Annotated in this window: 17 protein-coding genes; 12 read left to right on the top strand and 5 right to left on the bottom strand. The window is 67.5% G+C overall.

The window, feature by feature from the left end:
- Positions 1-34: 34 nt before the first annotated feature.
- Genes IAI58_RS20530 through IAI58_RS20505 form a run of 6 tightly spaced genes read left to right on the top strand, consistent with a single transcriptional unit; the run spans position 35 to position 8173 of the window.
- Complete coding sequence (locus IAI58_RS20530; protein WP_207446402.1) at positions 35-3778, top strand: nitrate reductase subunit alpha; 3744 nt, start codon at positions 35-37, stop codon at positions 3776-3778.
- A complete protein-coding gene (gene narH, locus IAI58_RS20525) occupies positions 3775-5304 on the top strand; it encodes a nitrate reductase subunit beta (protein ID WP_207446401.1) in 1530 nt (509 codons plus the stop codon). The genes IAI58_RS20530 and narH overlap by 4 nt, the downstream gene beginning before the upstream one ends.
- Before the next feature lie 4 nt (positions 5305-5308).
- Positions 5309-6022: a nitrate reductase molybdenum cofactor assembly chaperone gene (gene narJ / locus IAI58_RS20520; protein ID WP_208776261.1), complete on the top strand. Its 714-nt coding sequence runs from the start codon at positions 5309-5311 to the stop codon at positions 6020-6022.
- A gap of 11 nt (positions 6023-6033) precedes the next feature.
- Positions 6034-6738: a respiratory nitrate reductase subunit gamma gene (gene narI, locus IAI58_RS20515; protein ID WP_207446399.1), complete on the top strand. Its 705-nt coding sequence runs from the start codon at positions 6034-6036 to the stop codon at positions 6736-6738.
- Positions 6738-7298: a fused DSP-PTPase phosphatase/NAD kinase-like protein gene (locus IAI58_RS20510; protein ID WP_207446398.1), complete on the top strand. Its 561-nt coding sequence runs from the start codon at positions 6738-6740 to the stop codon at positions 7296-7298. Before narI ends, IAI58_RS20510 begins: the two co-directional genes overlap by 1 nt.
- Positions 7295-8173 (top strand): peptidylprolyl isomerase, encoded by an 879-nt coding sequence (locus IAI58_RS20505; RefSeq protein WP_207446396.1) that lies wholly within the window; start codon positions 7295-7297, stop codon positions 8171-8173. Before IAI58_RS20510 ends, IAI58_RS20505 begins: the two co-directional genes overlap by 4 nt.
- A 285-nt stretch (positions 8174-8458) precedes the next feature.
- Here the strand turns inward: IAI58_RS20505 and IAI58_RS20500 are convergent, their stop codons facing one another.
- Positions 8459-11203: a nitrate/nitrite transporter gene (locus IAI58_RS20500; RefSeq protein WP_207446394.1), complete on the bottom strand. Its 2745-nt coding sequence runs from the start codon at positions 11201-11203 to the stop codon at positions 8459-8461.
- A 653-nt stretch (positions 11204-11856) separates the two neighbouring features.
- On the opposite strand from IAI58_RS20500, the gene IAI58_RS20495 reads away from it, so the two are divergent.
- Entirely contained in the window at positions 11857-12819 is a 963-nt protein-coding gene (locus tag IAI58_RS20495) for a 1-phosphofructokinase family hexose kinase (protein ID WP_207446392.1), read from the top strand.
- A 2-nt stretch (positions 12820-12821) separates the two neighbouring features.
- The gene (glk, locus tag IAI58_RS20490; protein ID WP_237182334.1) at positions 12822-13748 is read left to right on the top strand and encodes a glucokinase; all 927 of its coding nucleotides are present in this window, start codon (positions 12822-12824) and stop codon (positions 13746-13748) included.
- 53 nt (positions 13749-13801) lie between these two features.
- On the opposite strand, the gene IAI58_RS20485 is transcribed toward glk, so the two are convergent.
- Both IAI58_RS20485 and IAI58_RS20480 read right to left on the bottom strand, forming a co-directional pair.
- Complete coding sequence (locus tag IAI58_RS20485) at positions 13802-14752, bottom strand: lactate/malate family dehydrogenase (RefSeq protein ID WP_207446390.1); 951 nt, start codon at positions 14750-14752, stop codon at positions 13802-13804.
- Entirely contained in the window at positions 14752-16176 is a 1425-nt protein-coding gene (locus IAI58_RS20480; RefSeq protein ID WP_237182969.1) for a DASS family sodium-coupled anion symporter, read from the bottom strand. The genes IAI58_RS20485 and IAI58_RS20480 overlap by 1 nt, the downstream gene beginning before the upstream one ends.
- 488 nt (positions 16177-16664) lie before the next feature.
- Here IAI58_RS20480 and IAI58_RS20475 point away from each other — a divergent pair, with 488 nt between their 5' ends.
- Positions 16665-17501 carry a universal stress protein gene (locus tag IAI58_RS20475; RefSeq protein ID WP_207446384.1) on the top strand — a complete coding sequence of 279 codons (837 nt, stop codon included), beginning with the start codon at positions 16665-16667 and terminating at the stop codon, positions 17499-17501.
- Between the two features lie 198 nt (positions 17502-17699).
- Positions 17700-20519 carry a cation-translocating P-type ATPase gene (locus IAI58_RS20470; protein WP_207446382.1) on the top strand — a complete coding sequence of 940 codons (2820 nt, stop codon included), beginning with the start codon at positions 17700-17702 and terminating at the stop codon, positions 20517-20519.
- Between the two features lie 418 nt (positions 20520-20937).
- On the opposite strand, the gene IAI58_RS20465 is transcribed toward IAI58_RS20470, so the two are convergent.
- Together IAI58_RS20465 and IAI58_RS20460 are read right to left on the bottom strand one after the other, a co-directional pair.
- Entirely contained in the window at positions 20938-22317 is a 1380-nt protein-coding gene (locus IAI58_RS20465) for a homoserine dehydrogenase (RefSeq protein WP_207446380.1), read from the bottom strand.
- Between the two features lie 42 nt (positions 22318-22359).
- A complete protein-coding gene (locus tag IAI58_RS20460) occupies positions 22360-23058 on the bottom strand; it encodes a GntR family transcriptional regulator (RefSeq protein WP_207446378.1) in 699 nt (232 codons plus the stop codon).
- A 128-nt stretch (positions 23059-23186) separates the two neighbouring features.
- On the opposite strand from IAI58_RS20460, the gene IAI58_RS20455 reads away from it, so the two are divergent.
- Both IAI58_RS20455 and IAI58_RS20450 read left to right on the top strand, forming a co-directional pair.
- Positions 23187-24248 carry a 4-hydroxythreonine-4-phosphate dehydrogenase PdxA gene (locus tag IAI58_RS20455; protein WP_208776260.1) on the top strand — a complete coding sequence of 354 codons (1062 nt, stop codon included), beginning with the start codon at positions 23187-23189 and terminating at the stop codon, positions 24246-24248.
- An 83-nt stretch (positions 24249-24331) separates the two neighbouring features.
- Positions 24332-25333: a Bug family tripartite tricarboxylate transporter substrate binding protein gene (locus tag IAI58_RS20450; RefSeq protein ID WP_207446376.1), complete on the top strand. Its 1002-nt coding sequence runs from the start codon at positions 24332-24334 to the stop codon at positions 25331-25333.
- Positions 25334-25337: the final 4 nt, after the last annotated feature.

The following is a 25337-nucleotide window of genomic DNA, read 5'->3' as shown; positions in this document are numbered from 1 at the left end:
CCGTGAAACGGACATATGCTGGGAGGACGCGCCATTGAGCCAGTTCGTCGACAGGCTTCTGTTCTTCCGGAAGTACAAAGGAACCTTCTCTGATGGCCATGGCGTGGTCACGGACGAGAACCGGGCCTGGGAGGATAATTACCGTTCCCGCTGGCAAAGTGAGAAGATCGTCCGTTCCACGCATGGCGTGAACTGCACCGGCAGTTGTAGCTGGAAGATCTACGTCAAGAACGGGCTCGTGACCTGGGAGACGCAGCAGACGGACTATCCCCGGACACGGCCGGATCTGCCGAATCATGAGCCTCGCGGCTGCCCACGTGGCGCGAGCTATTCCTGGTATCTCTATAGCAGCAACCGCATCAAGTATCCGCTGATACGCGGGCGTCTTCTGAATATGTGGCGTCAGGCACGCAAGACACTGGCACCGGTCGCGGCGTGGAAATCCATCCAGGAGGATGCGACGAAGCGGAACGAATACCAGCGGGTGCGCGGCCTTGGCGGCTTCGTCCGCGCCGACTGGGACGAGGTCAACGAATTGATCGCGGCAGCGAATATCCACACGGTCAAGCAATGGGGACCAGACCGCGTCGTGGGGTTCTCGCCGATCCCGGCCATGTCGATGATCAGTTATGCGGCGGGCACACGCTATCTCAGCCTGATCGGCGGGACCTGCCTGTCCTTCTATGACTGGTACTGCGACCTGCCGCCCTCCTCGCCGCAGACATTCGGCGAGCAGACGGACGTGCCGGAGAGCGCGGACTGGTACAATGCCGGCTATCTCCTGCTCTGGGGCTCCAACGTCTCGATGACACGGACGCCGGATGCACATTTCTACACGGAAGCGCGGTATCGCGGCGCCAAGAGCGTGGTGATCGCCCCCGATTTTGTCGAGGTCGCGCGCTTCGCGGATCTCTGGCTGCACCCGAAACAGGGAACCGATGCCGCGCTGGCGCTCGCCATGGGCCATGTCATCCTGAGGGAGTTCTTCATCGACCGTCAGGTCCCATACTTCCAGGACTATGTCCGGAAATACTCGGACCTTCCCTTTCTGGTCATGCTGGAGCCACGGGAAGACGGGCTGGTGCCAGGCCGGATGCTGCGCGCGGCCGACTTCGCGGATGCGCTTGGACAGGAGAACAATCCCGAGTGGAAGCCGGTCTTCATCGATGAGGCCACAGGCGATGTCGTGGCTCCGCAGGGGACGGCGGGGTTCCGCTGGGGCGAGCAGGGCAAGTGGAATCTCGAGCCCAAGGACGGCGGCGACGGGCACGAGATCTCGCCGCGCCTTTCCCTGATGGGCGAGGAGGTTGCCACCGTCTCCTTCCCCTATTTCGGCAATGCTGGCCGCTTCGGCCTGACGGACCATGCGCCGGTCCAGCACCGCCGCGTGCCGGTGCGCCTGCTGAGGCTGAAGGATGGCAAGGAGGTCCGGGTCGCGACCGTATTCGACCTGATGTTGGGCAGCTACGGCATCGGTCGTGGGCTCGGTGACGCCGCCGCCAACAGCTTCGACGACGATGTGCCCGGCACCCCCGCCTGGCAGGAGCGCATCACCGGCGTGCCGCGGGACCGCTGCATCGCTGTCGCGCGTGGCTTCGCGGCCAATGCGGAGGCAACGAAGGGCCGCTCCATGGTGATCGTCGGCGCTGGCCTGAACCACTGGTACCACATGGACATGTCGTACCGGGCCATCATCACCATGCTGACCCTGTGCGGCTGCATCGGCCAGTCCGGCGGCGGCTGGGCCCATTATGTGGGGCAGGAGAAGCTACGCCCGCAGGCGGGGTGGCTGCCCGTCGCCTTCGCGTCCGACTGGGTGCGGCCGCCACGCCAGATGAACGGCACCAGCTACTTCTACGCCCATACCGACCAGTGGCGGTATGAACGGATGGAACTGCGGGAACAGATCTCGCCGCTGGCCGATCCGGCGCGGTGGTCTGGCACCATGATCGACTGCAATGTGCGGGCGGAACGCAGCGGCTGGCTGCCGAGTTCGCCGCAGTTGAAGCGCAACCCTCTGCAGGTGGCGCGCGAGGCGCGGGCGGCGGGCAAGGACCCTGTCGCTCATGTGGCGGAGGAACTGAACTCGGGCGGGTTGCAGATGGCCTGCGAGGACCCGGACGCGCCGGAGAACTGGCCGCGCAATCTCTTTGTCTGGCGCTCCAACCTCCTTGGTGCCAGTGGCAAGGGCCATGAATACTTCCTGAAGCACCTCCTGGGGGCACGCAACAATGTGCTGAACGAGGAGAGCGATCAGCGCCCGGAGGAGGTGGTGCGCCGCGATGGCGCGCCTGAGGGTAAGCTCGACCTGATGGTCACAATCGACTTCCGCATGAATACCACGACGCTCTTCAGCGACATCGTGCTGCCGACCGCCACATGGTACGAGAAGGCCGACCTCAACACGACGGACATGCACCCCTTCATCCACCCGCTGCAACCGGCGGTGGACCCGGTCTGGGGTGCGCGCACGGACTGGGCCATTTTCCGCGAGATCGCGAAAACCTTCCAGCGCCTCGCGCCCGGGGAACTCGGCGTCGAGGAAGACCTGGTTCTGACGCCGACGCTGAAGGACACGCCCTCCGAATTGTCGCAGCCCTATGGCGAAACGGTGGATTGGCGCCATGGCGAGGTCAAGGGCGTGCCAGGCCGCACCATGCCGGCCATCACCCTGGTATCACGCGACTACCCCGCCACCTACGACCGCTTCATCAGCATCGGGCCGCTGCTGGAGGAGCGTGGGAACGGCACCAAGGGGATGGTGTGGGATACAAAGGAGGAGGTGGCGCATCTTCGTCTGGTCAACCCACCCGAGCGGGACGATCGCCCGCGCATGCGCGATGACATGGATGCGATCGAGGCGGTTCTGTCACTCGCGCCAGAGACCAATGGTCATGTCGCGCTGAAGGCCTGGCAGGCGCTTTCCAAAGCCACGGGGCGGGACCATACGCACCTGATCGCCCGCCGCGTGGACGAGAAGATCGAGTTCCGGAACATCGCGTCCCAGCCGCGGCCCATCCTGACCTCGCCCGTCTGGTCCGGCATCGAAAGCCATGAGATCTGCTACAATGCCGGCTGGACGAATGTGCATGAGCTGATTCCCTGGCGCACGCTCACCGGACGGATGGAGATCTATCAGGACCATCCCTGGCTCCGTGACTTCGGCGAACATTTCGCGACCTACCGCCCGCCGATCGACACGCGCTCCGCATCCGATGAGCTGGCGCGGCTGCATGACAATGGCAGCACGCCGCTGGTGCTGAACTTCCTGACACCGCACCAGAAATGGGGCATCCACAGCACCTTCACCGAGAACCTGATCATGCTGACGCTGGCCCGTGGTGGACCCATCGTCTGGATCAGCGAACGGGATGCCGCCTCGGCCGGCATCGAGGACAATGACTGGATCGAGGCTTTCAACCGTAACGGTGCGCTGGTCGCGCGTGCGGTTGTCAGCCAGCGCATTCCGCAGGGCGCGGCCTTCATGTATCACGCGGCCGAGCGCAGCGCGAATGTGCCGGGCAGCGAAGTCACGCTGAACCGTGGCGGCGTCCATAACTCCGTCACGCGCGTGGTGCTGAAGCCCACGCATATGATCGGCGGCTATGCTCAGCTTTCCTATGGCTTCAACTACTACGGCACCGTCGGGTCGAACCGGGATGAATTCGTTATCCTGCGTAAGATGGTCAAGGTGGACTGGCGGGACCGCCCCTTGTCGGAGAAGCGTCCTATCATGAAGGCTGAGGAATCCTCCCGTCTCGAGGGGCACCGGGCATGAAGATCCGCGCGCAGATCGGCAAGGTCCTGAACCTCGACAAATGCATCGGGTGTCACACCTGCAGCGTCACCTGCAAGCAGGTCTGGACCACGCGCCAGGGCATCGAATACGCCTGGTGGAACAATGTGGAAAGCAAGCCAGGCGTCGGCTACCCGCAGGACTGGGAGAACCAGGAGCGCTGGCGCGGCGGCTGGGTGCTGGGGAAGGGAGGTTCGCTGCGGCCCAAGACGGGCGGCAAGTGGCGCATCCTGTCGAAGATCTTCGCCAATCCGGAACTTCCGCAGATCGACGATTATTATGAGCCCTTCGACTTCGAATACTCCTATATCCACGGCGTGCAGGAAAGCGAGGCGGCGCCCACGGCACGCCCCGTCTCCATCGTCACGGGCGAGCGCATGACAGTGAACTGGGGACCGAACTGGGAGGAATCCCTTGGCACCGAGTTCCACAAACGTGCCCGTGACTACAATTTCAAGGATGTCGAGAAGGCGATCTACGGCGAGTTCGAGAACAGCTTCCTGATGTTCCTGCCGCGCCTCTGCGAGCACTGCCTGAATCCTTCCTGCGTGGCGGCCTGCCCTTCCGGGGCGATCTACAAGCGCGAGGAGGACGGCATCGTCCTCATCGACCAGGAGAAGTGCCGGGGCTGGCGCATGTGCGTCACGGGATGCCCGTACAAGAAGGTCTATTACAACTGGCACACCGGGAAGTCGGAGAAGTGCATCTTCTGCTATCCGCGCATCGAGAGCGGCCAGCCGACGGTGTGTTCCGAGACCTGCGTCGGCCGCATCCGCTATCTCGGCGTCATGCTCTACGACGCCGATCGCATCCTGGAAGTGGCGTCCCAGCCGGATGTGCAGGATTGCTATCAGGCTCAGCTCGACATCTTCCTGGACCCGAACGATCCCGCCGTGATCTCGCAGGCGCAGAAGGACGGCGTGCCGGATAGCTGGATCGAGGCGGCGCAGCGCTCGCCCGTCTACAAGATGGCCTGTGACTGGAAGGTCGCCTTTCCGCTGCATCCGGAATACCGGACTGTGCCGATGGTCTGGTACATCCCGCCGCTCTCCCCGATCCAGGAGGCTGCGGATGCCGGGGCGCTCGGCACGCTGGATGGCATCCCCGATATCGACAGTCTCCGCATCCCTGTCCGCTACCTCGCCAACCTCCTGACGGCGGGCAAGGAGGAGCCGGTCCGCCACAGCTTGCGGAAGCTCCTCGCGCTCCGGGCCTATATGCGCCGCCGCAGCGTGGAGGAGGTGCGGGATACCTCCGCACTTGACGCGGTCGGGCTGACGGAGCGTCAGGCGGAGGAGATGTACCGCGTGATGGCGATCGCGAACTACGAGGACCGCTTCGTGATCCCGACCGCGCATAAGGAAGTCGCGGAGAATGCCTATGACCAGCGTGGCATCGCCGGCTTCCACTTCGGCCAGATGACATCCGAAGGCAATAGCCGGTTCATGTTGTGGGGGCAGGACACCCGCAAGACACGAGGTGAGCGTTTCCCACTGGACAGGAAATAGCGCCATGCTCGCCTGCAAGGCTCTCGCCGGGCTGCTTCTCTATCCCAATGAGGCATTGATCGATGCCCTGCCGGAGATCGCGGAGATCCTGCGCGGGGCCGGCCTGCCGGCGGCCGAGACGGAGGCGGTTCTCCGCTTCTGCGACGGCTTGGCCGCCGCGGAGTTGATGGAGGCGCAGTGTGAGTACGTGGCGCTGTTCGACAGCGCTCCCTCGCTCTCCCTCTACCTGTTCGGCCATGTCTTCGGCGATTCCCGCGAGCGCGGGCAGGCCATGGTGGATCTGGTGGAAGACTACCGCGGCATGGGGCTCGACCTGACGGCGGATGAGTTGCCCGATTTCCTGCCGGTCTTTCTCGAATATGCTTCCCTGCATGATGCCGGAAAGGCGCGCCTCCTGCTCGGCGAGGTTGCCGAGGTCGTGTCCCTGCTGGCCGCGCGGCTGGAGCGGCGCGGCGCGGCCTATGCCGCCGTGCTGCGGGCCATCGAGGCCCTGAGCGCCCGGCCGGCCAACCGTGACGTGGTGGAGGCGCGCCTGGCGGAAGGGGAGCCTGAGGATACGCCGGAGGCCATCGATGCGCGCTATGAGGAAGCTCCGGTGAATTTCATGGAGCCGGCTGTCGCTGACAGCGCCTGCTCCAAGGCGGCGGCCCTTGTCGCGCAGTTCAGCCGCGCTCCGCCGCCCCGCTCCCCCCCGTCGATCCCGCCCTCCGGCACCTAGGAGACCGCATCATGGATTGGCTGAACCAATTCCTGTTCGGGTTCTATCCCTATCTCTGCATGATCTGCTTCTTCCTGGGAAGCTGGGCGCGTTTCGACCGGAGCCAGTTCTCCTGGCGGAGCCAGTCAAGCCAGTTCCTGCGCCGGAAAGAGCTGGTCTGGGGCAGCAACCTGTTCCACATCAGCATCCTCGGCCTGTTCGTCGGCCATACCGCAGGGCTGCTGACACCGCCCGAGGTCTATCATGCCTTCGGACTGACGGTGAAAGCCAAGCAGATCCTGGCGATCGTCACCGGCGGCGGGCTGGCCGTGCTGGGCATCATCGGCGGATTGATGCTGATCCATCGCCGCCTGACGGATCAGCGCATCCGGCAGACCAGCAAGCCCACCGACATCTTCATCCTGCTGTTCATCTTCTTTCAGCTCTGCCTCGGCGTCGCGACGCTGCCGGAATCCGCGCAGAACCTGGACGGCACCTACATGCTGGTGCTTGCCGAGTGGTCGCGCAGCATCCTCTTGTTCCAGCCTGGCTCGGCTGAACTCGTGAGCTCCGTCCCCTGGGTGTACAAGCTCCACCTGGTCTGCGGCATGACCCTGTTCCTGCTCGTGCCCTTCACGCGGCTGGTGCATGTGTGGTCGGCGCCGGTCTGGTTCCTGGGCCGGCGCGGCTGGCAGATCGTCCGGAAGAACGCGAACATCGCCAAGGAGGGCGTGTGATGCGGGGCGGGACTGCGGCGCTTCCGGCCCTGGCCGTGCTGCTCATGGCGGCGGGCTCCGCCACGGAAGTCGCGCCGACGCCCGGGGTCGTTCCCTTCGGCGACCAGGTCAGCGAGAAGCGCCTGCCGCTCTATCATCGGGTGACGCGCATGATCGCGACATCGGGGCCGATCGATGACGCCGGGGTGATCGAGGCCAAGCGCGTCGGCTTCGCGATGATCGTGGATCTCCGGGCCCCCGATCCTGATGTCGCCTCGCAGAAGCAGCATGCCGAGTTCTCCCGCATCCGCTACGTCAACCTTCCCGTCCAGGGAGTGCCCACGGATGATCAGGTGAGGCAGTTCGCGGAACTGGTGGCGGAGCGCAGCAACCTGCCCCTGCTGCTGCACGGGGCGGATATCGACCAGTCCGGCGCCATGTGGGCGCTCTACCGCGCCTCGCTCGGGGTGCCGGTGGCCATCGCTTACGAGGATGGCGCGACGGCGGGGCTTCAGGCCAGCGGCCCCGCGGTGCAGGCCAGGCTGGCAGAGACGGAACGCATGCGGGGAGCTCAGCCATGATCAAGGTGGACGGGGTGGTCATCCCCGAGGATCTGATCGCCCTTGAGGTGCAGTTGCAGGAGGCGGAGGACCCGGCCAAGGCCTGGGAAGCCTCCGCCCGCGCCCTGGTCATCCGCCAGATCCTGCTGGCCGAGGCGGCCGCGCGCGGTATCAGCGACCGTGACCCGGAACCGGGGGAGGAGCCGGACGAGGCCGCGATCCGCCGGTTGCTGGAGACGGAGCTGCACCTCCCCGAGCCGACGGAGGACGAGCTGCAACGCTGGTTCGCCCGCAACCAGGAGCGGCTGCGCCTGCCCGATATCTGGCAGGTGCAGCATCTTCTGGTGGCCGCCGACCCGAAGGACGCGCAGGCGGCCGAGGCGGCGCAGGCGAAGGCCGAGGCCCTGCTGGCCGAGGTGCTGGAGGACCCGGACCGGCTGCCGGAGCTGGCCCGCCAGTTCTCGGACTGCCCCTCGAAGTCGCAGGGCGGCGATCTCGGCCTCATCGAGCGCGGCAGCACCGTGCCGGAGTTCGAGGCGCATCTCGCCGTGCTGGAGAGCGGCCAGGTCTGCCCCAGGGTGGTCAGGAGCCGCTATGGGATGCATGTCATCCGCGTCGTGGCGCGGGAGGTCGGGCGCGTGCCGCCATTCGCCGCCATGCGCGGGCGCATCGTCGAATTCCTCCAGGAAGCCAGCTGGCGCCAGGCGGTGCAGGGCTATATCGCGGCGCTGGCCGCGCGGGCGCGCGTCCAGGGCTTCGACCTGTTCGAGGGCGAGAACGCGCCGCCCCGGCCTTCCGCCTGGCCCGCCGGGTCCTCCTGCACGTCCACGGATCTGCCGGCGGGTCCCCAGCCGGGCCGCAGGTCCGACCTCGCGGGCGCCGGAGGCTGCGGCTGAGCGCCGCCGCCGCCCCGTGCGGCGGCACCCTGGTTGTCATGGTCTGAGCGATGCGCGGGCGTTCCGATCCGGCGGGAGCCGGGTCAGAACGTCGCCCTCGGCTTGCTGACAGCCACGCCCGTGCTGGCCGCGGCCATCTTCCAGCCGCCCCGGAACCGGTCCAACCTCCGCCCGACGTAGCAGGCCAATGACCCGCCCCCCGTGCGGCGCTTCTCCATGCCTGTAGCCTCCTTCCCGGAAGACCGACGCCGTCGCTCCAAGTGCACGGAGTTCACGGGGGGACGGTCAGACCGGGGCGGGGCGCCGTTTCTGGCCGCGCTCGAGGTCATACAGCAGGCCGCCGCGACGCGTGTAGACGCCCCAGGTGACAGCGATGCAGACGAGATAGAAGGCGAAGAAGCCCCATAGCGCTGCTTCCGGCCCGCCGGTCATGGCGATCGAGGAGCCGTAGCTCTTGGGGATGAAGAACGCGCCATAGGCCGCGATGCCTCCGGTGAAGCCGATGATCGCGGCGCTTTCCTTCTCCGCGTGCAGTTTCTGCTCGGCCGGATTGGCGTCCGGCATCAGCCGCACGATGTCCTTGCCCATGATCGCGGGGATCATCTGGAAGGTGGAGGAGTTGCCGACGCCACTGGCGAGGAACAGGAACATGAAGCTCGCGAAGAACCCCCAGAAGGCGCCCGGCTGGTCCTTGATGCCGATGAAGTGGATAACTCCATAGACGCCGATGGCCATCGCGATGAATGCGAGGACCGTCACGCGGCCACCCCCCCAGCGATCGGAAACCCAGCCGCTGAATGAGCGTGAGAGCGCGCCCAGCAAGGGCCCCAGAAAGGCGAATTGCAGCGCGTTGACCTCAGGGAACTGGGTAGTGGACAGCAGCGGATAGCCAGCGGAGTAGCCGATGAAGGAGCCGAAGGTGCCGGTGTAGAGGAAGCACATGATCCAGTTGTGCTTGCGCCGGAAGATCACGGCCTGGTCGGCGAAGGAGGACTTCATCTCGGCGAGGTCGTCCATGCGGAACCATGCCGTGAAGGCCGCCGCGATGATGAAAGGAACCCAGATGAAGCCGGCGTTCTGCAGCCACAGGACGCCGCCGTCGCTTACCGCCTGAGGCTCCCCGCCGAGCCATCCGAACACGCCGACGGTGATCACCAGCGGCACGGCCAGCTGCACCACGCTGACGCCGAGGTTGCCGAGCCCGGCATTGAGCCCGAGCGCGTTCCCCTTCTCACGTTTCGGGAAGAAGAACGCGATGTTCGCCATGGAGGAGGAGAAATTGCCGCCCCCGAAGCCGCAGAGCAGCGCCAGCAGCAGGAAGACCCAATAGGGTGTCGTTGGGTCCTGGACCGCGAAGCCGATGCCGAGCGCGGGCAGGATCAGCGACCAGGTGGACAGGGTGGTCCACAGCCGGCCGCCGAAGATGGGCGGCATGAAGGTGTAGAAGATGCGGAAGGTCGCCCCGGAAAGCCCCGGGAGCGCCGCGAGCCAGAAGAGCTGGTCGGTCGTGAAGCGGAAGCCGACGGCAGGCAGTTTCGCGACCACGACGGACCACACCATCCACACCGCGAATGCCAGCAGCAGGCAGGCGATGGATGCCCACAGGTTGCGCTGCGCGATGGCCTTGCCGGTCTGTTCCCAGAAGACCGGGTCGTCCGGCCGCCAGTCCTGGATCGCTCTGCCGCGGAGCGCGCCTTCCTGCGCGGGTCCGTGGATCGGCTGCATCTCCGGCAGTTCGGGCAGGCGTTCCAGTTGCGCCGTCGTCGCCTCGCGCTCCATGCGCAGGATCGACACATGCATCCACACCAGCGATATCGCACTGAGCAGGAACAGGAGCATGAAGCAGGATTGCCGGATGCCCGTCAGGTCGTTCAGCAGGCCGAAGGCCATGGGCAGCAGGAAGCCGCCAAGCCCGCCCATCAGCCCGACAACGCCACCCACCGCGCCGACACGGTTCGGGTAGTAGACGGGGATGTGCTTGTACACCGCCGCCTTGCCCAGGCTCATGAAGAAGCCCAGCACGAAGACCAGCACGATGAAGGGCACCACGCCGATGGCGATATGGAAGGAGATCGGGCCGTTGATGCCATCGATCACGAAATCGGTTGGCGGGTAGGACAGCAGGAAGGTCACCACGATCGACACGCCGAAGGTCCAGTACATCACCCGTCGCGCGCCGTACCGGTCGGAGAGCACACCCCCATAGGCACGGAAGATGCTTGCCGGCACTGAGTAGGCCGCGCCGATCATGCCGGCGGTGGTGATCGAGAAGCCGTAGGCGTCGATGATGTAGCGCGGCAGCCAGAGGGCCAGCGCGACGAAGGCGCCGAAGACGAAGAAGTAGTACAGGCTGAAGCGCCAGACCTGCACATTCTTCAGCGGCTCCATCATCGCCGCGAAACTCTCCGGCTTGGTGCCCGTGGCGCGGCGCGCGGCGAGGTCCGGGTCGTCCTTCGTGTACAGGAAGAACACCACGGCCATCACCAGCAGCGCGGCGGCCCAGATCAGCGCCACGGCCTTCCAGCCCATCGCCACCATGATGACCGGCGCGAGGAACTTGGTGACGGCGGCGCCGACATTGCCGGCGCCGAAGATCCCGAGGGCGGTGCCCTGCTTCTCCTTCGGGAACCACTTCGAGACGTAAGCCACGCCGACCGAGAAGGATCCACCGGAAATGCCGACACCAAGTGCGGCGAGCAGGAAGGTGGGATAGTCGTAGGCGAAGACCAGCAGCCCGGTGGCGATCCCTCCGGCGACCATCACCGCCGTGTACACCACGCGCCCGCCATACTGGTCGGACCAGACACCGAGTACGATGCGGATCAGGCTTCCTGTCAGTATCGGCGTGCCGACCAGAAGGCCGAACTGGAACTCGGTGAGGCCGAGATCGCGTTTGATCTGGATCCCGATGATCGAGAATATCGTCCAGGCCGCAAAACAGACAGTAAAGGCAAGGGTGGACAGCCATAAGGCGCGAGATTGCGCCTGGGATGGCGATGCCGATCCCGTTGCGGCTTGTGCCTCGGACATGTGCGTCTCCGTCATCTTCCCGGGACGGCAACGTGATGCGGAAAATTGCGGCCATGACGCATGACTGAAATCGACCGCAGCAGGCTGGCTCCACGACCTTCTTTGCCAGATCCGTGCTTGGATAAGAAAGAGATTGAAAGGAGTCACGCTTAGTTCAACGCGTTCCCGGCCTGGGTGGCGCGGTGCGACGGTCAGTGATTACAGCCTCTCCATCAGGCAAGCCGCAGTTCCGGCCGCGTGATTGTCGAACCGACTCGGCGCCCGCCGCGTCACCTGATGGGTTCTATGGGCTGTCTCGATCAGCCTGTTCCTGCTCTCCTGCCCGGAGTTCGCCTGCGGCATGGCCTCCACCTTCAAGGACATCAGTGACCGTTTCCCCGCGGATACAGCCGTCGCCTCCGGCATCGTCGTCGTGCCCGGGACCGGGTGGCTTTCTGCTGCCGGACGGCACGACCTGCGGTGTCGCTGATCCTCTCCTCCCTCACCGAGCTGCGGCGCATGCCCGGGGTCAGGCCGGATCCGGTCCGCCGGCGGGCAGCGGCCTCTGAAGCCGGGCCGGATCGCCCGCCGCAATTTACCGTTTATGCGCGGGACGAGCGCTGCCCGATGTTCTAGATGAGGTTGCGAACACCGCTCCCGGAGTTGCCTCGACGATGTCATCCCGAATTACCACGCTGACGCTGAACCCGACCATCGACGTGGCCAGCGAGGCCGCTGCGGTGCATCCGGTCCGCAAGGTGCGGACCTTCAATGAGCGGCAGGACCCGGGCGGGGGTGGTGTTAACGTTTCGCGCGTGGTGCAGGAACTGGGCGGCGAAACCCTGGCGATCATCCTGGCCGGCGGAGTGACGGGGCGCCTGCTGGAGGAGCTGCTGGACAGCGCCGGCGTCCCCCGGCGCAGCATCCCCATCGCCGGGCGGACCCGGATCAGCCAGACCGTGCTCGACCGCGCCAGCGGGCAGGAATACCGCTTCGTCCCGGAAGGGCCGGCCGTTTCCGGGGCGGAATGGGGTGCCGCCCTCGAAGCCATCGGGGAGATCGGGGAAGGGTGGCTCGTCGCCAGCGGCAGCCTGCCGACCGGTGTGCCCGGGGATTTCTACGCCCGCACCGCCGTCATCGCCAGGGAGCGGGGCCTGCACCTGGTGGTCGATACCTCGGGCGAGGCGCTGCGCCTCGCGCTGGAGCAGGGCGGCATCGAGCTGATGAAGCCGAGCCGCGGCGAGTTCGAGAGCCTGGTCGGCCGCCCGCTGCGCGGGGATGGCGAGTTGGAGCAGGCGGCCACGGAGCTGGTCCGGTCCGGCCGGGTGGCCCGCCTGGCCGTCACGCTGGGCGGGGACGGGGCGGTGCTGGCCACGGCCGAGGGCGCGCTGCGGCTGCCCGCGCTGGACGTGCCGGTGCGGGGCGCGGTCGGGGCCGGGGACAGCTTCCTGGCGGCGATGACGCTGGCGCTGAGCCGGGGCGCCACGGCGGCGGATGCCTTCGCCTGGGGTGTCGCGGCAGGGGCCGCCGCGGTGTCCAATGCCGGCACGGCACATCCCTCGGGCGCGGAGGTGGAGGCGTTGCGGCGGCGGATCACCGAGATCCCGGTCGGCCTCGTGCTGGGGGAGGGGCGCTGACCATGCGGCTGGTCGGCGATATCGGCGGCACGAATGCCCGCTTCGCGCTCTGCGAGCCCGGCGGGATCATGCGGGATGAGCGGAAGCTGCCGGTGCGGGACTACCCCGGGCTGATCGAGGCGGCGCAGGCCTATCTGGCGGGACGAAGCGCGGATCACGCGGTCTTCGCCGTGGCGACGCCGGTCCTCGGGGACGAGGTGGCCTTCTCCAACAACCCCTGGCGCTTCACCATCCCGGAGGCACGGGAGCGGCTGGGCCTGCGGCAGCTGACGGTGATCAATGACTTCGTCGCGCAGGCCTGGTCCATCCATGGGCTGGGAGCCGGGGATTTCCGCCAGCTGAAGCCGGGCACCGCCAGGCCGGGACGGCCCCGGGTGGTCATGGGGCCAGGCACGGGGCTGGGTGTCGCCTTCCTGCTGTGGGAAGAGGGGAAGGCGAGGGTGCTGGCCAGCGAGGCGGCGCACACCTCCTTCGCGCCGCATGACGACCGGCAGGCCGGGATCCTGGCCAGGCTCCGGCGGGAATTCGGGCATGTCTCAACCGAGCGGCTGCTCTCCGGCCCGGGTCTGCTGCGGATGGCGAACGCGCTGGCGGAGATGGAGGGGCGTGAGGAGCGGTTCGGCACCCCGCCCGAGGTCAGCCAGCGGGCGGCGGGGGGATGCGCGCTCTGCCAGGAGGCAGTGAGAATGTTCTCCGCCATCCTCGGTGGCACGGCGGGAGACCTGGTGCTGACATTGGTCGCCGATGGCGGCGTGCATGTCATGGGCGGGCTGTGCCGCGGCCTCGGCCCATTGCTGGACCTGGAGGCGCTGGCGCGGGGCTTCACCGCCAAGGGGCGCTTCGCGAGCCTCATGGAAACCGTGCCGATCGACCAGGTGACGCGACCTCATACCGGGCTGCTCGGCGCGGCCCTGCATCCGGGCGGGTAGGGCGGCACCGCGCCCGGCCCGGCGAGGAAGGTGCTCGCCGGGCCGGCGCGGCGCTACTGTATGGTCGCGTCCAGCCCGTCCTGGATGGCCTTCCGCAGCACCTCCGCGCTGTGGCGCAGGGCAGCCTCCTCCGTGCCGTCCAGGCGCGGCAGGAAGGGATGCGACGCGCCCTCGGAGGAAAGCACATGCGGCAGGGAGATGCAGGTGTCCGGCACCCCCAGCACCTCATCCATGACGGTGCAGGTGCTGAACACCACATGCTCGTCGTTCACGATGGCCCGGGTCAGCCGCGCGATGCAGCCGCCGATACCGAAGTTCGAGACGCCCTTTCCCTCCTTGATGCGATAGGCCGAGGTGCGGACTTCCCTGGCGATGGTCTCCCTCAGCTCGGGCGGCAGCGGATTGCCCATCTTCTCCGCGAAATCGGTCAGCGGCATGCCAGCGATCTGCGCGCCGCTCCAGTGGATCACCTCGGAATCGCCATGCTCCCCCAGGACATAGGCATGGACGGAACTGGGGGAGACGCCGAGGTGCCGGGCCAGCCGGTCCCGGAACCGCGCGGAATCCAGCGCGCAGCCCGTGCCGATGGCGCGCCCGCGTGGCACGCCGAAGCGCCTTACCGCCACGGCGGGCATGACATCCACCGGGTTGGTGGCGAAGAGCAGAACCGTATCCGGCACCACCTCCAGAACGCGCTCCAGCACGGAGGAGATGATGCCGATATTGGCCGCCAGCAGATCCAGCCGCGTCTGCCCCGGCTTGAGGCTGGTGCCCGCCGTGATCACCACCACCTGCGAGCCGTCCAGATCCGCGTAATCCCCGGCGCGTACCAGCGCCGGGCTGCCGAAGGCCGCGGCGTGGGAGATATCCGCGGCCTCCGACTCCGCCCTGGCGCGGTCCAGGTCCACCAGCACCACCTCGCTCACCCCTGGCACATTCGCCAGCAGGTAGCCCGCAGCGGCGCCGACCAAACCGGCGCCGATGATCCCGACCTTGCCTTGCATCACAGCACTCCCATCATGGGCCAGATAGTGGCGGAGTACAGCACCAGCAGGGCGAGCCCCGCGATGGTCAGGACGATGCCGACCTTCGCGAATTCCCGCACCGAGAAGGCGCCGGTCGAATAGCAGAGCATGTTCTGCGGCGCGTTGGTCGGAAGGATGAAGCCGAAGGACACGACCATGGCCTGGATCATCACGATGCCGAAGATGGTCTGCTGCCCGAATGGCAGCGTCTGCGTGAAGGCGATCATGATGGGGATCAGGGTGCTTGCCAGGCCCGTCGCCGAGGCGAAGCCCAGATGCAGCAGGATGCTGAAGAGCGAGAGCGCCCCGACCACCAGGTAGACCTCCATGTTGCCGAGGCCCAGCTGCCCCAGCGTCACCCCGGCCAGCCAGTTAGCGGCGCCGGTACGGGACAGCAGGATGCCGAGCGAGATGCCCGCCGCGAAGAGCACGACGGTGCCCCAGGGCACCTGCTTCTCCGCCTGCGCCCAGGTCATGACGCCGATACGCGGCATCAGCAGCAGCGCGATGCCGAGCTGCGTCGTGGTGGTCGTGTCCAGCGGATGCAGCCAGCCTTCCGTGGACCACAGCACCAGCAGCATCAGCGCCACCAGCATCAGCCGCTGCTCGGCCGGCGTCACGGGGCCCAGCGTGGCCACCTCATCCGCCAGCCGCTGCCGGGCTTCCTCCACCGGCGGCACATGTGGCCGCAGCAGTACCAGCGCCACCACGAACAGCACCACGCACATCGACAGGGTGAAGGGCAAGGCCGTGATGAACCATTCGCCCCAGGTGATGGTGCGGCCGAAAGACTGCTCCATGAAACTCAGGCTGATGAGGTTCTGCGCCGCGCCCGTCTTGACCGCCATGTTGAAGATCGAACAGGCCTGCGCCGTCACGATCATCAGCGTCGCGCCCAGGCTGCTTGTCACCGGCAGCCCGAGCGCCGTGGTGATGCCGACCATGATGGGAATCACCGCGCCGACGCGCGCCGTGGCGGAGGGGATGAACAGCGCCAGCACGAAGCCGACGATCATCGCCCCGAGGGTCAGCCGGGCCGGCGAAATGCCGACCCGCGACATCACCAGCAATGCCACGCGCCGGTCCAGCCCGGTCAGCTTCAGCGCCACGGCCAGGAACAGCGCGCCTGCCACCAGCAGCACGGCGGAGGAGGAGAAACCCGAGAGCATCTGACCCAGGGCCTGGCCCGAGGTCATGGGCCGCGCGCCATCCGTCAGTGGCTTGCCCATCAATCCCAGCACGGCCGCGCCGATCAGCAGGACGGCGCTGGCTGCGGGCGAGATGCATTCGCTGATCCAAACGATGATCACCAGCACAAGCAGCCCCAGTGCCGTCTGACCGGATGGCGTCAGCCCCGCTGGGGTCGGCAGCATCAACACCGCGATGTAAGCCAGAATCGCCACTCCCAACCAGGCTAGCTTCCGGTTCGACGTTGGCTCACCGGGCGACATTAGCAGCATACGAACCTCCTACGGAGAAACAGGAGCCTGCCGCAGCAACGACCACATGATGGCTGGAGCTGATGCTCGGCCGGCGATTGGATACCGGTCGCCCGGACAAAAACGGGCCAGAGAAGCCGAAGATGATAACGCTCAACGTATGTTGCTCAGGATTGGCATATCAAAGATCGAATTTTTGCCAGTAACTCTCTTCCGGCACGGAAGGCCCTCGACACTGCCAAGGCAGAGCCCGTGCAGTGATGGGGAACGCGCTCTGTTCCGCAGCCATGCGGTAACTGGGAGCGTTATCCCCCGGACGGTGTGCTCCTTATTGCGCCCCGTACCCTCTCACGGTTTGAGAGATGTGCACCAGATTGAACGATGCGCTGGAATTTAACTTTGAAGTGTCCTCCACCTATCCGTAAACGTGTGGCGACACGCGAGGAGCTGTCATGCCGATTCAGATCCTGGTTCCCCTCCATACTTACCCGGACGGAAACGCCGAGGGCATCGCCCTTCATGCCGCGGCGGTCGCGCAGCATCTGCGGGGGCAGGTCCACGCGCTCATCCTCGGGGCCGAATTTCCCAGGGTCTCCAGTCCTTTCGGCAATCTCGTGGTCGATGTCCCCACGATGATCTCGGAGACGAAGGCCAAATGCCATGCTCGCGGCAACGCGCTTGCCGGGGCGCTGAAGTCCACGGCCGCCGCTGCCGGTGTCTCGTTCCGCGCGACGGAACTGTCCTGCTATCCATACAGTGTGGGGGATGTCGTCGCGGATCACGGGCACTACCACGACCTGATCCTGGCCGGGCTCCGGCCGGACGACGAAACGCTGAGGATCACGGCGGAAGCGGCCATCTTCGGTTCAGGACGTCCTGTCCTGCTGGTCCCGGAGAGCCATCCCCCCCATTCTCTCCAGCAGGTGACGATCGCATGGGACGGGAGCCGTGTTGCCGCGCGGGCGGTCGCGGATGCACGGGAGTTCCTGCGGCGGGCCAGTTCGGTTACCGTCGCCACGGTCGTCGACGAGAAACGCCTTCCCGAATCCGCTGTGGAAGAGCGCCTGATTGCCTATCTCGCCTCCCATGGCATCCAGGCGGAGGCGGCGAAGCTGCGGAGCGACGGCAAGGCCATCGCCGGGAGGCTGCAGGATTTCGCGCGGGAAAGGGAGGCAGGCCTGCTGGTCATGGGCGGCTTCGGCCATTCCCGCATGCGGGATTTCGTTCTGGGCGGCGCGACACGCGGAATCCTAACGGATCCGAAGATTCCTGTGCTGATCTCGCACTAGCTGCCGGCCGCCACAGGTGGCAGCCGCCGCCGGTCCGGCCAGGCATTCGTGACGGGGCATGGCGTCACCTCGTCCCGCCTTGCCGCCCGGGAGCGTTATCCTCCAGGCTTGCGCGGGGAAGCCTGACGGGATCGAGCTTCGTCTCGTCAGACTCTCCAGGCAGCGGAAACCGGACGGCGTGGAGAAGTGGCGAAGGCGATGAGTGATGCAGAAACACCGGCATACCGGCTGGCGGCTTCGGAAGTCGCCAGCGCGCTAGGCGCAGATCCGCAGACCGGCCTTCGGGCCGCGGAAGCCCAGGCCCGCCTCCGGCGCTACGGACGGAATGCGCTGACCGCCGAGAAGCCCGTGCCATCCTGGCGAAAGTTCCTCGCGCAGTTCCAGGATGTTCTGGTCATTCTCCTGCTCGTCGCCGCCCTGGTATCGGCCGGCCTCTGGTGGCTCGAACCCGAGACTTCGCTACCCTATGAAGCGATCGCCATCCTGGCCATCGTCCTGCTCAACGCGCTGATGGGCTATATCCAGCAGGCCAGGGCCGAGCAGGCGCTCGCGGCCCTCAGGCAGATGTCCGCGGCCCAGGCGAAGGTCATCCGCGACGGCGTGCAGCAGGGAATCCCCGCGGCGGATCTCGTGCCCGGCGACCTGATCGTGATCGAGGAGGGCGACACCATCCCGGCCGATGCGCGGATGGTGCAATCCGCCGCGCTCCAGGTCGCTGAGGCCGCGCTGACGGGGGAAAGCCTGCCTGTGCCCAAGGATACCGCCGCGATCGCGGCGGAAGCCGGGCTCGGGGACCGTGCCAACATGGTCTTCAGCGGCACGGCCGTGACCTATGGGCATGGCCGTGCCCTGGTCACGGCCACCGGCATGAACACGGAGATGGGGCATATCGCCGGCATGCTGAAGGCGGCCCCGAAGGATGTGACGCCACTTCAGAAGGAGCTGGAACGCGTCGGCCGGACGCTGGGCGTGGTCGTCATCGTCATTGCCGTGGTCATGGTCGGTACGATTCTGCTGTTCGAGGAGGTGCACGGCGCGCGCGCGGTCTTCGACGTCCTGATCCTGGGCGTGGCGCTCGCCGTCGCCGCGGTTCCCGAGGGACTTCCCGCGGTGGTGACGGCGGTGCTTTCCATCGGTGTGCGGCGCATGGCGAAGCGGCGCGCCATCGTGCGTCATCTCGCGGCTGTCGAGACGCTCGGTTCGGCCGACGTCATCGCCTCGGACAAGACCGGCACGCTGACCAAGAACGAGATGACGGTGCGCCGTATCGTCACCGCCAGCGGCGGCGCGAAGCTCGGCGGCGCGGGCTATGCGCCCGAGGGTGAGATCACGCGCGACAATGGTGGCGCGGTCGAGGGCCGCCAGCGTGCCGAGATGCTCCGTGCGCTGTCCGCCGCCGATCGTGCCAATAACGCGGTGCTGCAGGAAAGCGGGAACGGGCAGTGGAAGGTCATGGGGGACCCCACGGAAGGCGCCCTGATCGTCGCGGCGCGCAAGGCCGGGCTGCGGGGCGATGCGCTCGATGCCCGCTTCAGGCGGGTCGCGGAGATTCCCTTCTCTTCCGAGCGAAAGCTCATGACGACGGTTCACGCGGATGCGGAGCGGCATGGAGCGTTGCTGGCCTTCACCAAGGGCGCCCCGGACGTGCTGCTCGGGCGCTGCACGCATGAACTCGCCGGGGAGGAGGCGGTGCCCCTGACCGAGGGACGCCGCGCGGCCATCCTGCGGAGCAACGAGGAGATGGCGGGGCAGGCCATGCGCACCCTCGGCGTCGCCTTCCGCGCGCTGCCAGGAGATGCGGCAGAGCAGGATGACCTCGCCGGAACATTCGAACGGGACATGGTCTTCCTCGGGCTGATCGGCATGATCGACCCGCCGCGGGAGGAAGCGCGGGAGGCTGTGGCGCGGGCGCGCGGCGCCGGCATCCGCCCGATCATGATCACCGGAGATCACCCTCTGACCGCATCGGCCATCGCCGCCGAGATCGGCATCTCCAGCGGCGCGCGGGCTATCGCGGGAGCCGAATTGGAGACGATGCCGGAGGCGGTGCTCGACCGGACGGTGCGCGAGGCCTCGGTCTATGCGCGCGTGGACCCCGAGCACAAGCTGCGGATCGTGAAGGCGTTACAGCGTGGAGGCGCGACGGTGGCCATGACGGGGGATGGCGTCAATGACGCGCCAGCCCTGAAAAGGGCCGATATCGGTGTGGCCATGGGCATCACCGGCACGGATGTCTCGAAGGAGGCGGCCGACATGGTCCTGGCCGACGACAACTTCGCCACCATCGTGGCGGCTGTCGAGGAAGGCCGCGCCATCTTCTCGAATATCCGGAAATTCCTCCGCTACATGCTCTCGTCGAATATCGGCGAGGTGATGACCATGTTCTTCGGCATCCTGCTGGCGGAGCAGATCGGCCTGACGGGATCGGGTGACACCGGCGTGGTGCTGCCGCTGCTCGCCACGCAGATCCTCTGGATCAACCTGGTGACGGATGGGGCGCCGGCCCTCGCGCTCGGCGTTGATCCAGTGGATGCGGGCACCATGACGCAGCCGCCCCGGCCGCGTGGGGAGGGGGTGATCACGCGCCGGATGTGGAAGGGAATCTTCTTCGTCGGCATCATCATGGCGACAGGCACATTGCTGGTGCTCGACCTGTCCCTGCCGGGCGGGATGATCGAGGGGACGGGGAGCCTGGATCATGCACAGACCATGGCCTTCACGACACTGACCTTCTTCCAGATATTCAATGTCCTGAACGCCCGTTCGGATGAGAGAAGCGCCTTCATCGGCCTTCTTGCTAATGGCTGGCTTCTGGCGGCAATCGTGCTGTCCGTATTCTTGCAAGTGCTCGTGATATACACGCCTTTTCTGCAACAGGCATTCTCCACCGCGCCCCTCGATGGAGGGGACTGGTTGGTCTGCATAACCGTCGCAAGCTCCGTGCTATGGCTGCGGGAACTGGATAAGCTGGCTCGCGCGCGGATATCCGGCGGGGCAGGAGAGCGGCCGGCCGCTTGAATGGCTGACGTCATCCGGACATGAAGCCCGGAGCCGCCGCTGGCAGCGGAAGCCACAGGCGGTGCCGACCCGCCGGATCCAGTAGCCGATGGTGGTAAGAGACTCGGCAGCACCTGGCGGCTCTGGGGAAAGCCCCGCTGGCCGCCGCAAGCCGATCATCCAGCTCTGTCAACAGAGGCGCGTCACGACCTGAGGCAACAATCCTGTTCCTGAAAGCCCGCAACAGCCAGTAGTTCGAGCTGTCCTACTGAAGAGGCTGTGGCCAAGCGCGTGGCGCAGCGCCCTGCCATGGGCCGGACAGGCCGAGGCACGCAGCCGCTGCGCCTCGGCCCGGCCCTGGAACGCGATCAGCGGAGGCGGGCTCGGCGCCTGCCGGGTGGAGTGGCGTTGCTCGGCAGGCTGGCCATCGATCCCGGACTCAGGCCGCCTCGCGCCGTCCCTCCTGCTCCGCGCGCAGCCGCCACAAGGTGCTGCCGGCGGGCGCCTCCACCATGTCGCGCGTCAGCACCGTGCCGGTCGGCACGGCCCGGGTCAGGCGCTGGCCCACGGCCATGTAGTAGGGCAGGGGCATGGCCGGCCCGGCCTGCTCCAGCGGGCGCAGCAGCGGGTCGATGCCCGGCACGGCATGGCGGTTGCCCTCGATGCCCAGCACATGGCCGGCAGGCAGGTCCTGGGTGGCGCGGGCCAGCAGGTCCACGCGCTGGGCATAATCGGGCTGCAGCACCGAATGGCCGAGGCGCCCGCCTGCGAGGATGGAGATCGGCGCCTCCACCCCCAGCAGGTGGGAGGGGTTGTAGATCAGCGCCCGGCGCCCGTCCGCCGAGACCGGGATGCCCTTGCCGGCGAAGAGCGCGCCGGTCCGCCGGTCCGCCAGTTCCACGACGACGAAGACGCCGCCGGCGAAGCTGCTCTCGTCCGGCCGCCGCAGCACGTTGAAGACATCCAACCGGCCGGGGCCCGAGAGCAGCCCCCCCGCGCCGCGCGGAGCATAGATGTCCGGCAGTTCCACCGTGCGGGCGAGGGGCGCGTGGAAATCCTCGCGGTCCGGCAGGATGCCCGTGGCATTGGCGGCCAGCGCCATCTCGCAGAAATCGGGCACGGTCCGCAGCGGCAGGCTGCTCAGCAGCGCCGCGCGCGCCGCCACGGTTCCCGCCACGTCGCCGCCCAGGTGCCAGTGGCGCATCATCCCGGCGGCATGGACGCGGCGCTCCAGCCAGGAGACCTCCTCCGTCACGGGGTCCAGCACGAAATCATATTCACTGCTCTTGCCGGCGGCGACGATGGGCAGGCCCAGCAGCCGCGCCCAGGAGACGAGGCCCACCAGCAGCGCGGGCTGGTCGCCATCCACCAGGGTATAGGCGACGCCAGCATCCCTGGCGCGCCGCGCCAGGATGGGGCCGACGACGCTCTCGGCTTCCTTGCTCACCATGGCCACGCCGATGCCGGCGCGGATGGCGGCCTCGGCATGCGCGGCGCCGGCCTCGGCATGGCCGGTGGCCTCCACCACCATGTCGAGCGGCAGCGCCAGCAGATCCGCCAGCCCCTCGCAGAGCGCGATCTCCCCCGCCGCCCGTGCCCGCGCGGCCTCCGCGTGGCTGGCGCAGCGGCGGTGTGGCACCTCCATCTCCGTCAGCGCGGCCGAGACGCGCGCGGGGTCCAGGTCATAGACCGCGGCGATGTCGAGCCCGCGCATCCGCCGCGCCTGCGCGATCAGCGAGAGGCCGAACTCCCCGGCCCCCAGCAGGGCGGCGGCGACGGGGCGGTCGATGGCGGGTTGGAAAAGCGTCTGGAACTGCAAGCGGGCCTCCCTCTTGTTCTGATTCTCGTTGCGGCGCTCGGGCTACATCAATTCGCGGATGCGCCTCACGCCATTGTCGTGGTGGCGGCCGATGGTCCCGGCCAGCGCCTCGCCGTCGCGGCGGCGCAGGGCCTCGGCCATCTCCTCATGCTCGGCCATGGCCGCCGCCCATTTCTCCGGCCCCTCATGCCCGATGAAGCGGATGCGCTTCATCTGCGCCTGCAGCATCTCGTGCATCCGCAGCAGGGGCGGGTTGTCGGCCAGGGCCACCATGGCCGTGTGGAAAGCCTGGTTCAGCTTGAAATAGGGCAGCCGGTCCCGCGCCTCGTAGCGCTCCCGCATGGCGGCATGCAGCGCCAGCAGCCGGGCGATGCCCTCATCGCTGGCCAGAGCACAGACGCGGCGGGCGGCGAGCTGCTCCAGCGCCTTCAGCACTTCCATGCTGTCGGCGACATCCTTGGCGCTGAAGCTGCGGACGATCGCGCCACGGGCCGGGATCAGCTCCAGCAACCCTTCCCCGGCCAGGGTCTTCAGCGCCTCCCGCAGCGGCGTGCGGGAGACGCCAAGCGCCTGGCCCAGCGCGACCTCGTTGATCCGCTGCCCCGTCGGCAGGCGGCCATCGGTCACCATGTCCCGGAGGCGGCTGGCCACCTGCTCATGCAGCGTCTGGCGGGCGATGGGGCTGTCGATCGCCTCCAGCGAGGCAGGGACGGATTCGGTCACGGCAGAGCTGCTCATCATCCTGTCCCTCAAGGCTGGCGGTTTTTTGGCATGGCCGCGGCGTGAAAGCCCTTGCGGTTATTCTGCATACAGAGCACACAATACGCAACGATGGTCCACGAGCGGGCCGCAAGACTGGGAGAGAACGCATGACGGACGCAGCGCCCGTGATCGCCTTCGCCATGGGCGATCCCGCCGGCATCAGCCCGGAGCTTTCCGCGCGCATGCTGGCGGACCCGGATGTGCGGGCCGCGGCGGGGCTGATCGCCATCGGCGACCGCCGCGTGCTGGAGGAGGGCGCGCGCATCGCCGGGGTGCCCCTCGACCTCCATGTCATCGCGCCCGATGCGCCGCTGCCGCGGGACCTCTCCAGGCCCGTGCTGGTCGATCTCGGCACGCTCGACCCCTCCACGATCCAGCGCGGGCAGATCAGCGAGGCCGGCGGGCGCTTCGCCGCCGAGAATTTCCGATACGCCCTGGCTCTGGCCATGCGCGGCCATGCCGATGCCGTCAGCTTCACGCCCTTCAACAAGGGCGCGATGCGGCTGCACGTGCCGGATTACGACGACGAGATCGCCTTCACCGCGCGCTTCATCGGCTTCCAGGGCACGGCGAAGGAATTCAACGTGCTGGAAGGGCTCTGGAATGCCCGCGTCACCTCGCATGTGCCGCTCTCCGGCGTCGCGCGGCTGATCACGCGTGAGGCGATCCTGGAGAACCTGCGCCTGACCGAGACGGCGCTGCGCGATTCCGGCCTGGCCTCCCCGCGCATCGGCGTGGCGGCGCTCAACCCGCATGCCGGCGACAACGGCAATTTCGGGCGGGAGGAGATCGAGGTGATCGGCCCGGCGGTCGAGGAGGCGAAGCGCCAGGGCATCGGCTGCGACGGCCCCTACCCCTCCGACACCGTCTTCGTCCGCGCCCGGCGCGGCGAGTTCGACGCGGTGCTGACCATGTATCACGACCAGGGCCAGATCGCGATGAAGCTGATCGGCTTCGAGGAGGGCGTGACGCTGCTGGGCGGCTTCCCCTTCCCGATCTGCACGCCCGCGCACGGCACGGCCTATGACATCGCGGGCAAGGGCATCGCCCATCCCGGCGCCGCCCGCAACGCGCTGCTGCTGGCCGCCCGCATGGGCGCGGCGCAGCGCCGGCGGCGGCCGGACGCGGCGGGTTCCCTGCTCGATGCCCGGGCCGCCATGGCGGCCTGACCCATCCCCGCCGGGCGCCCGCCCGGCCCGCGCCGAAACCCCGCAAGAGGGCGCGCGCAACGACCAGAGGAGGAACTCCGAGAATGCGCAAGATCCTGACGGCGCTCAGCGCCGTGCTCGGCCTGTCGGCCACCCTGCCGGCCATGGCGCAGACCAGCTGGAAGCCCGGCAAGCCCGTGGAATTCGTGGTGGCCTCCGGCCCCGGCGGCGGCACCGACACCTTCGCCCGCACGGTGCAGTCCATCATCGCCAAATACGACCTGATGCCGACCTCGGTCGTCGTCTCCAACAAGGGCGGCGGCTCCGGCGCCGAGGGCTTCGTCTATACGAAGCTGGCGGAGAAGGACCCGCACAAGCTGCTCTTCGGCACCTCCAACGCCTGGCTGCTGCCGCTGGTGGCCAAGGTGGCCTGGAAGCACACCGAGCTGACGCCGGTGGCCGCCATGGCGCTCGATGAATTCGCCCTCTGGGTGAAGGCGGATTCGCCCTATGAGACGGCGGCCGACTACCTGAAGGCGTTGCGCGCCGCGCCGGAAGGCGAGTTCCGCATGGGCGGCTCGCAGTCCAAGGACACCGACCAGATCCTGACGCGGCTGATCGAGAAGGCGGCCGGGATCCGCTGGACCTATGTGCCCTTCCGCTCCGGCGGCGAGGCCGGGGTGCAGCTGGCCGGCGGGCATATCCATTCCAACGTGAACAACCCTTCCGAGAGCCTGGGCGGCTGGCGGGGCGGGCAGGTGCGGCCGCTCTGCGTCTTCGCGCCGCAGCGGCTGCCGGCCTCGGCGCCCATCGCCAATGGCCAGAGCTGGGGCGATATCCCGACCTGCGCCGAGCAGGGCATCCCGCTGACCGAATACCGCATGCCCCGCACCGTCTTCCTGCCGGGCAATGTGCCGCCGGGCGTGCAGGCCTTCTACGCGGACATGCTGCGCAAGGTCAGCGAGACGCCGGAATGGAAGGAATTCGTCCAGCGCACCTCCCAGACCGCCCGCTTCATGGATGCCGACGCCCTGCGCGCCTTCATGGCGGAGGATGAGAAGACCTCGCGCGAGCTGTTCCGCGAGGAAGGCTGGCTGGTGAACTGACGCG

Source organism: Roseomonas marmotae, from assembly GCF_017654485.1.
In the GTDB taxonomy this organism is placed as follows: Bacteria; Pseudomonadota; Alphaproteobacteria; order Acetobacterales; family Acetobacteraceae; genus Pseudoroseomonas; species Pseudoroseomonas marmotae.
Note: the sequence above shows the minus strand (reverse complement) of the source record. Positions and strands in the feature narration are given on the sequence as shown.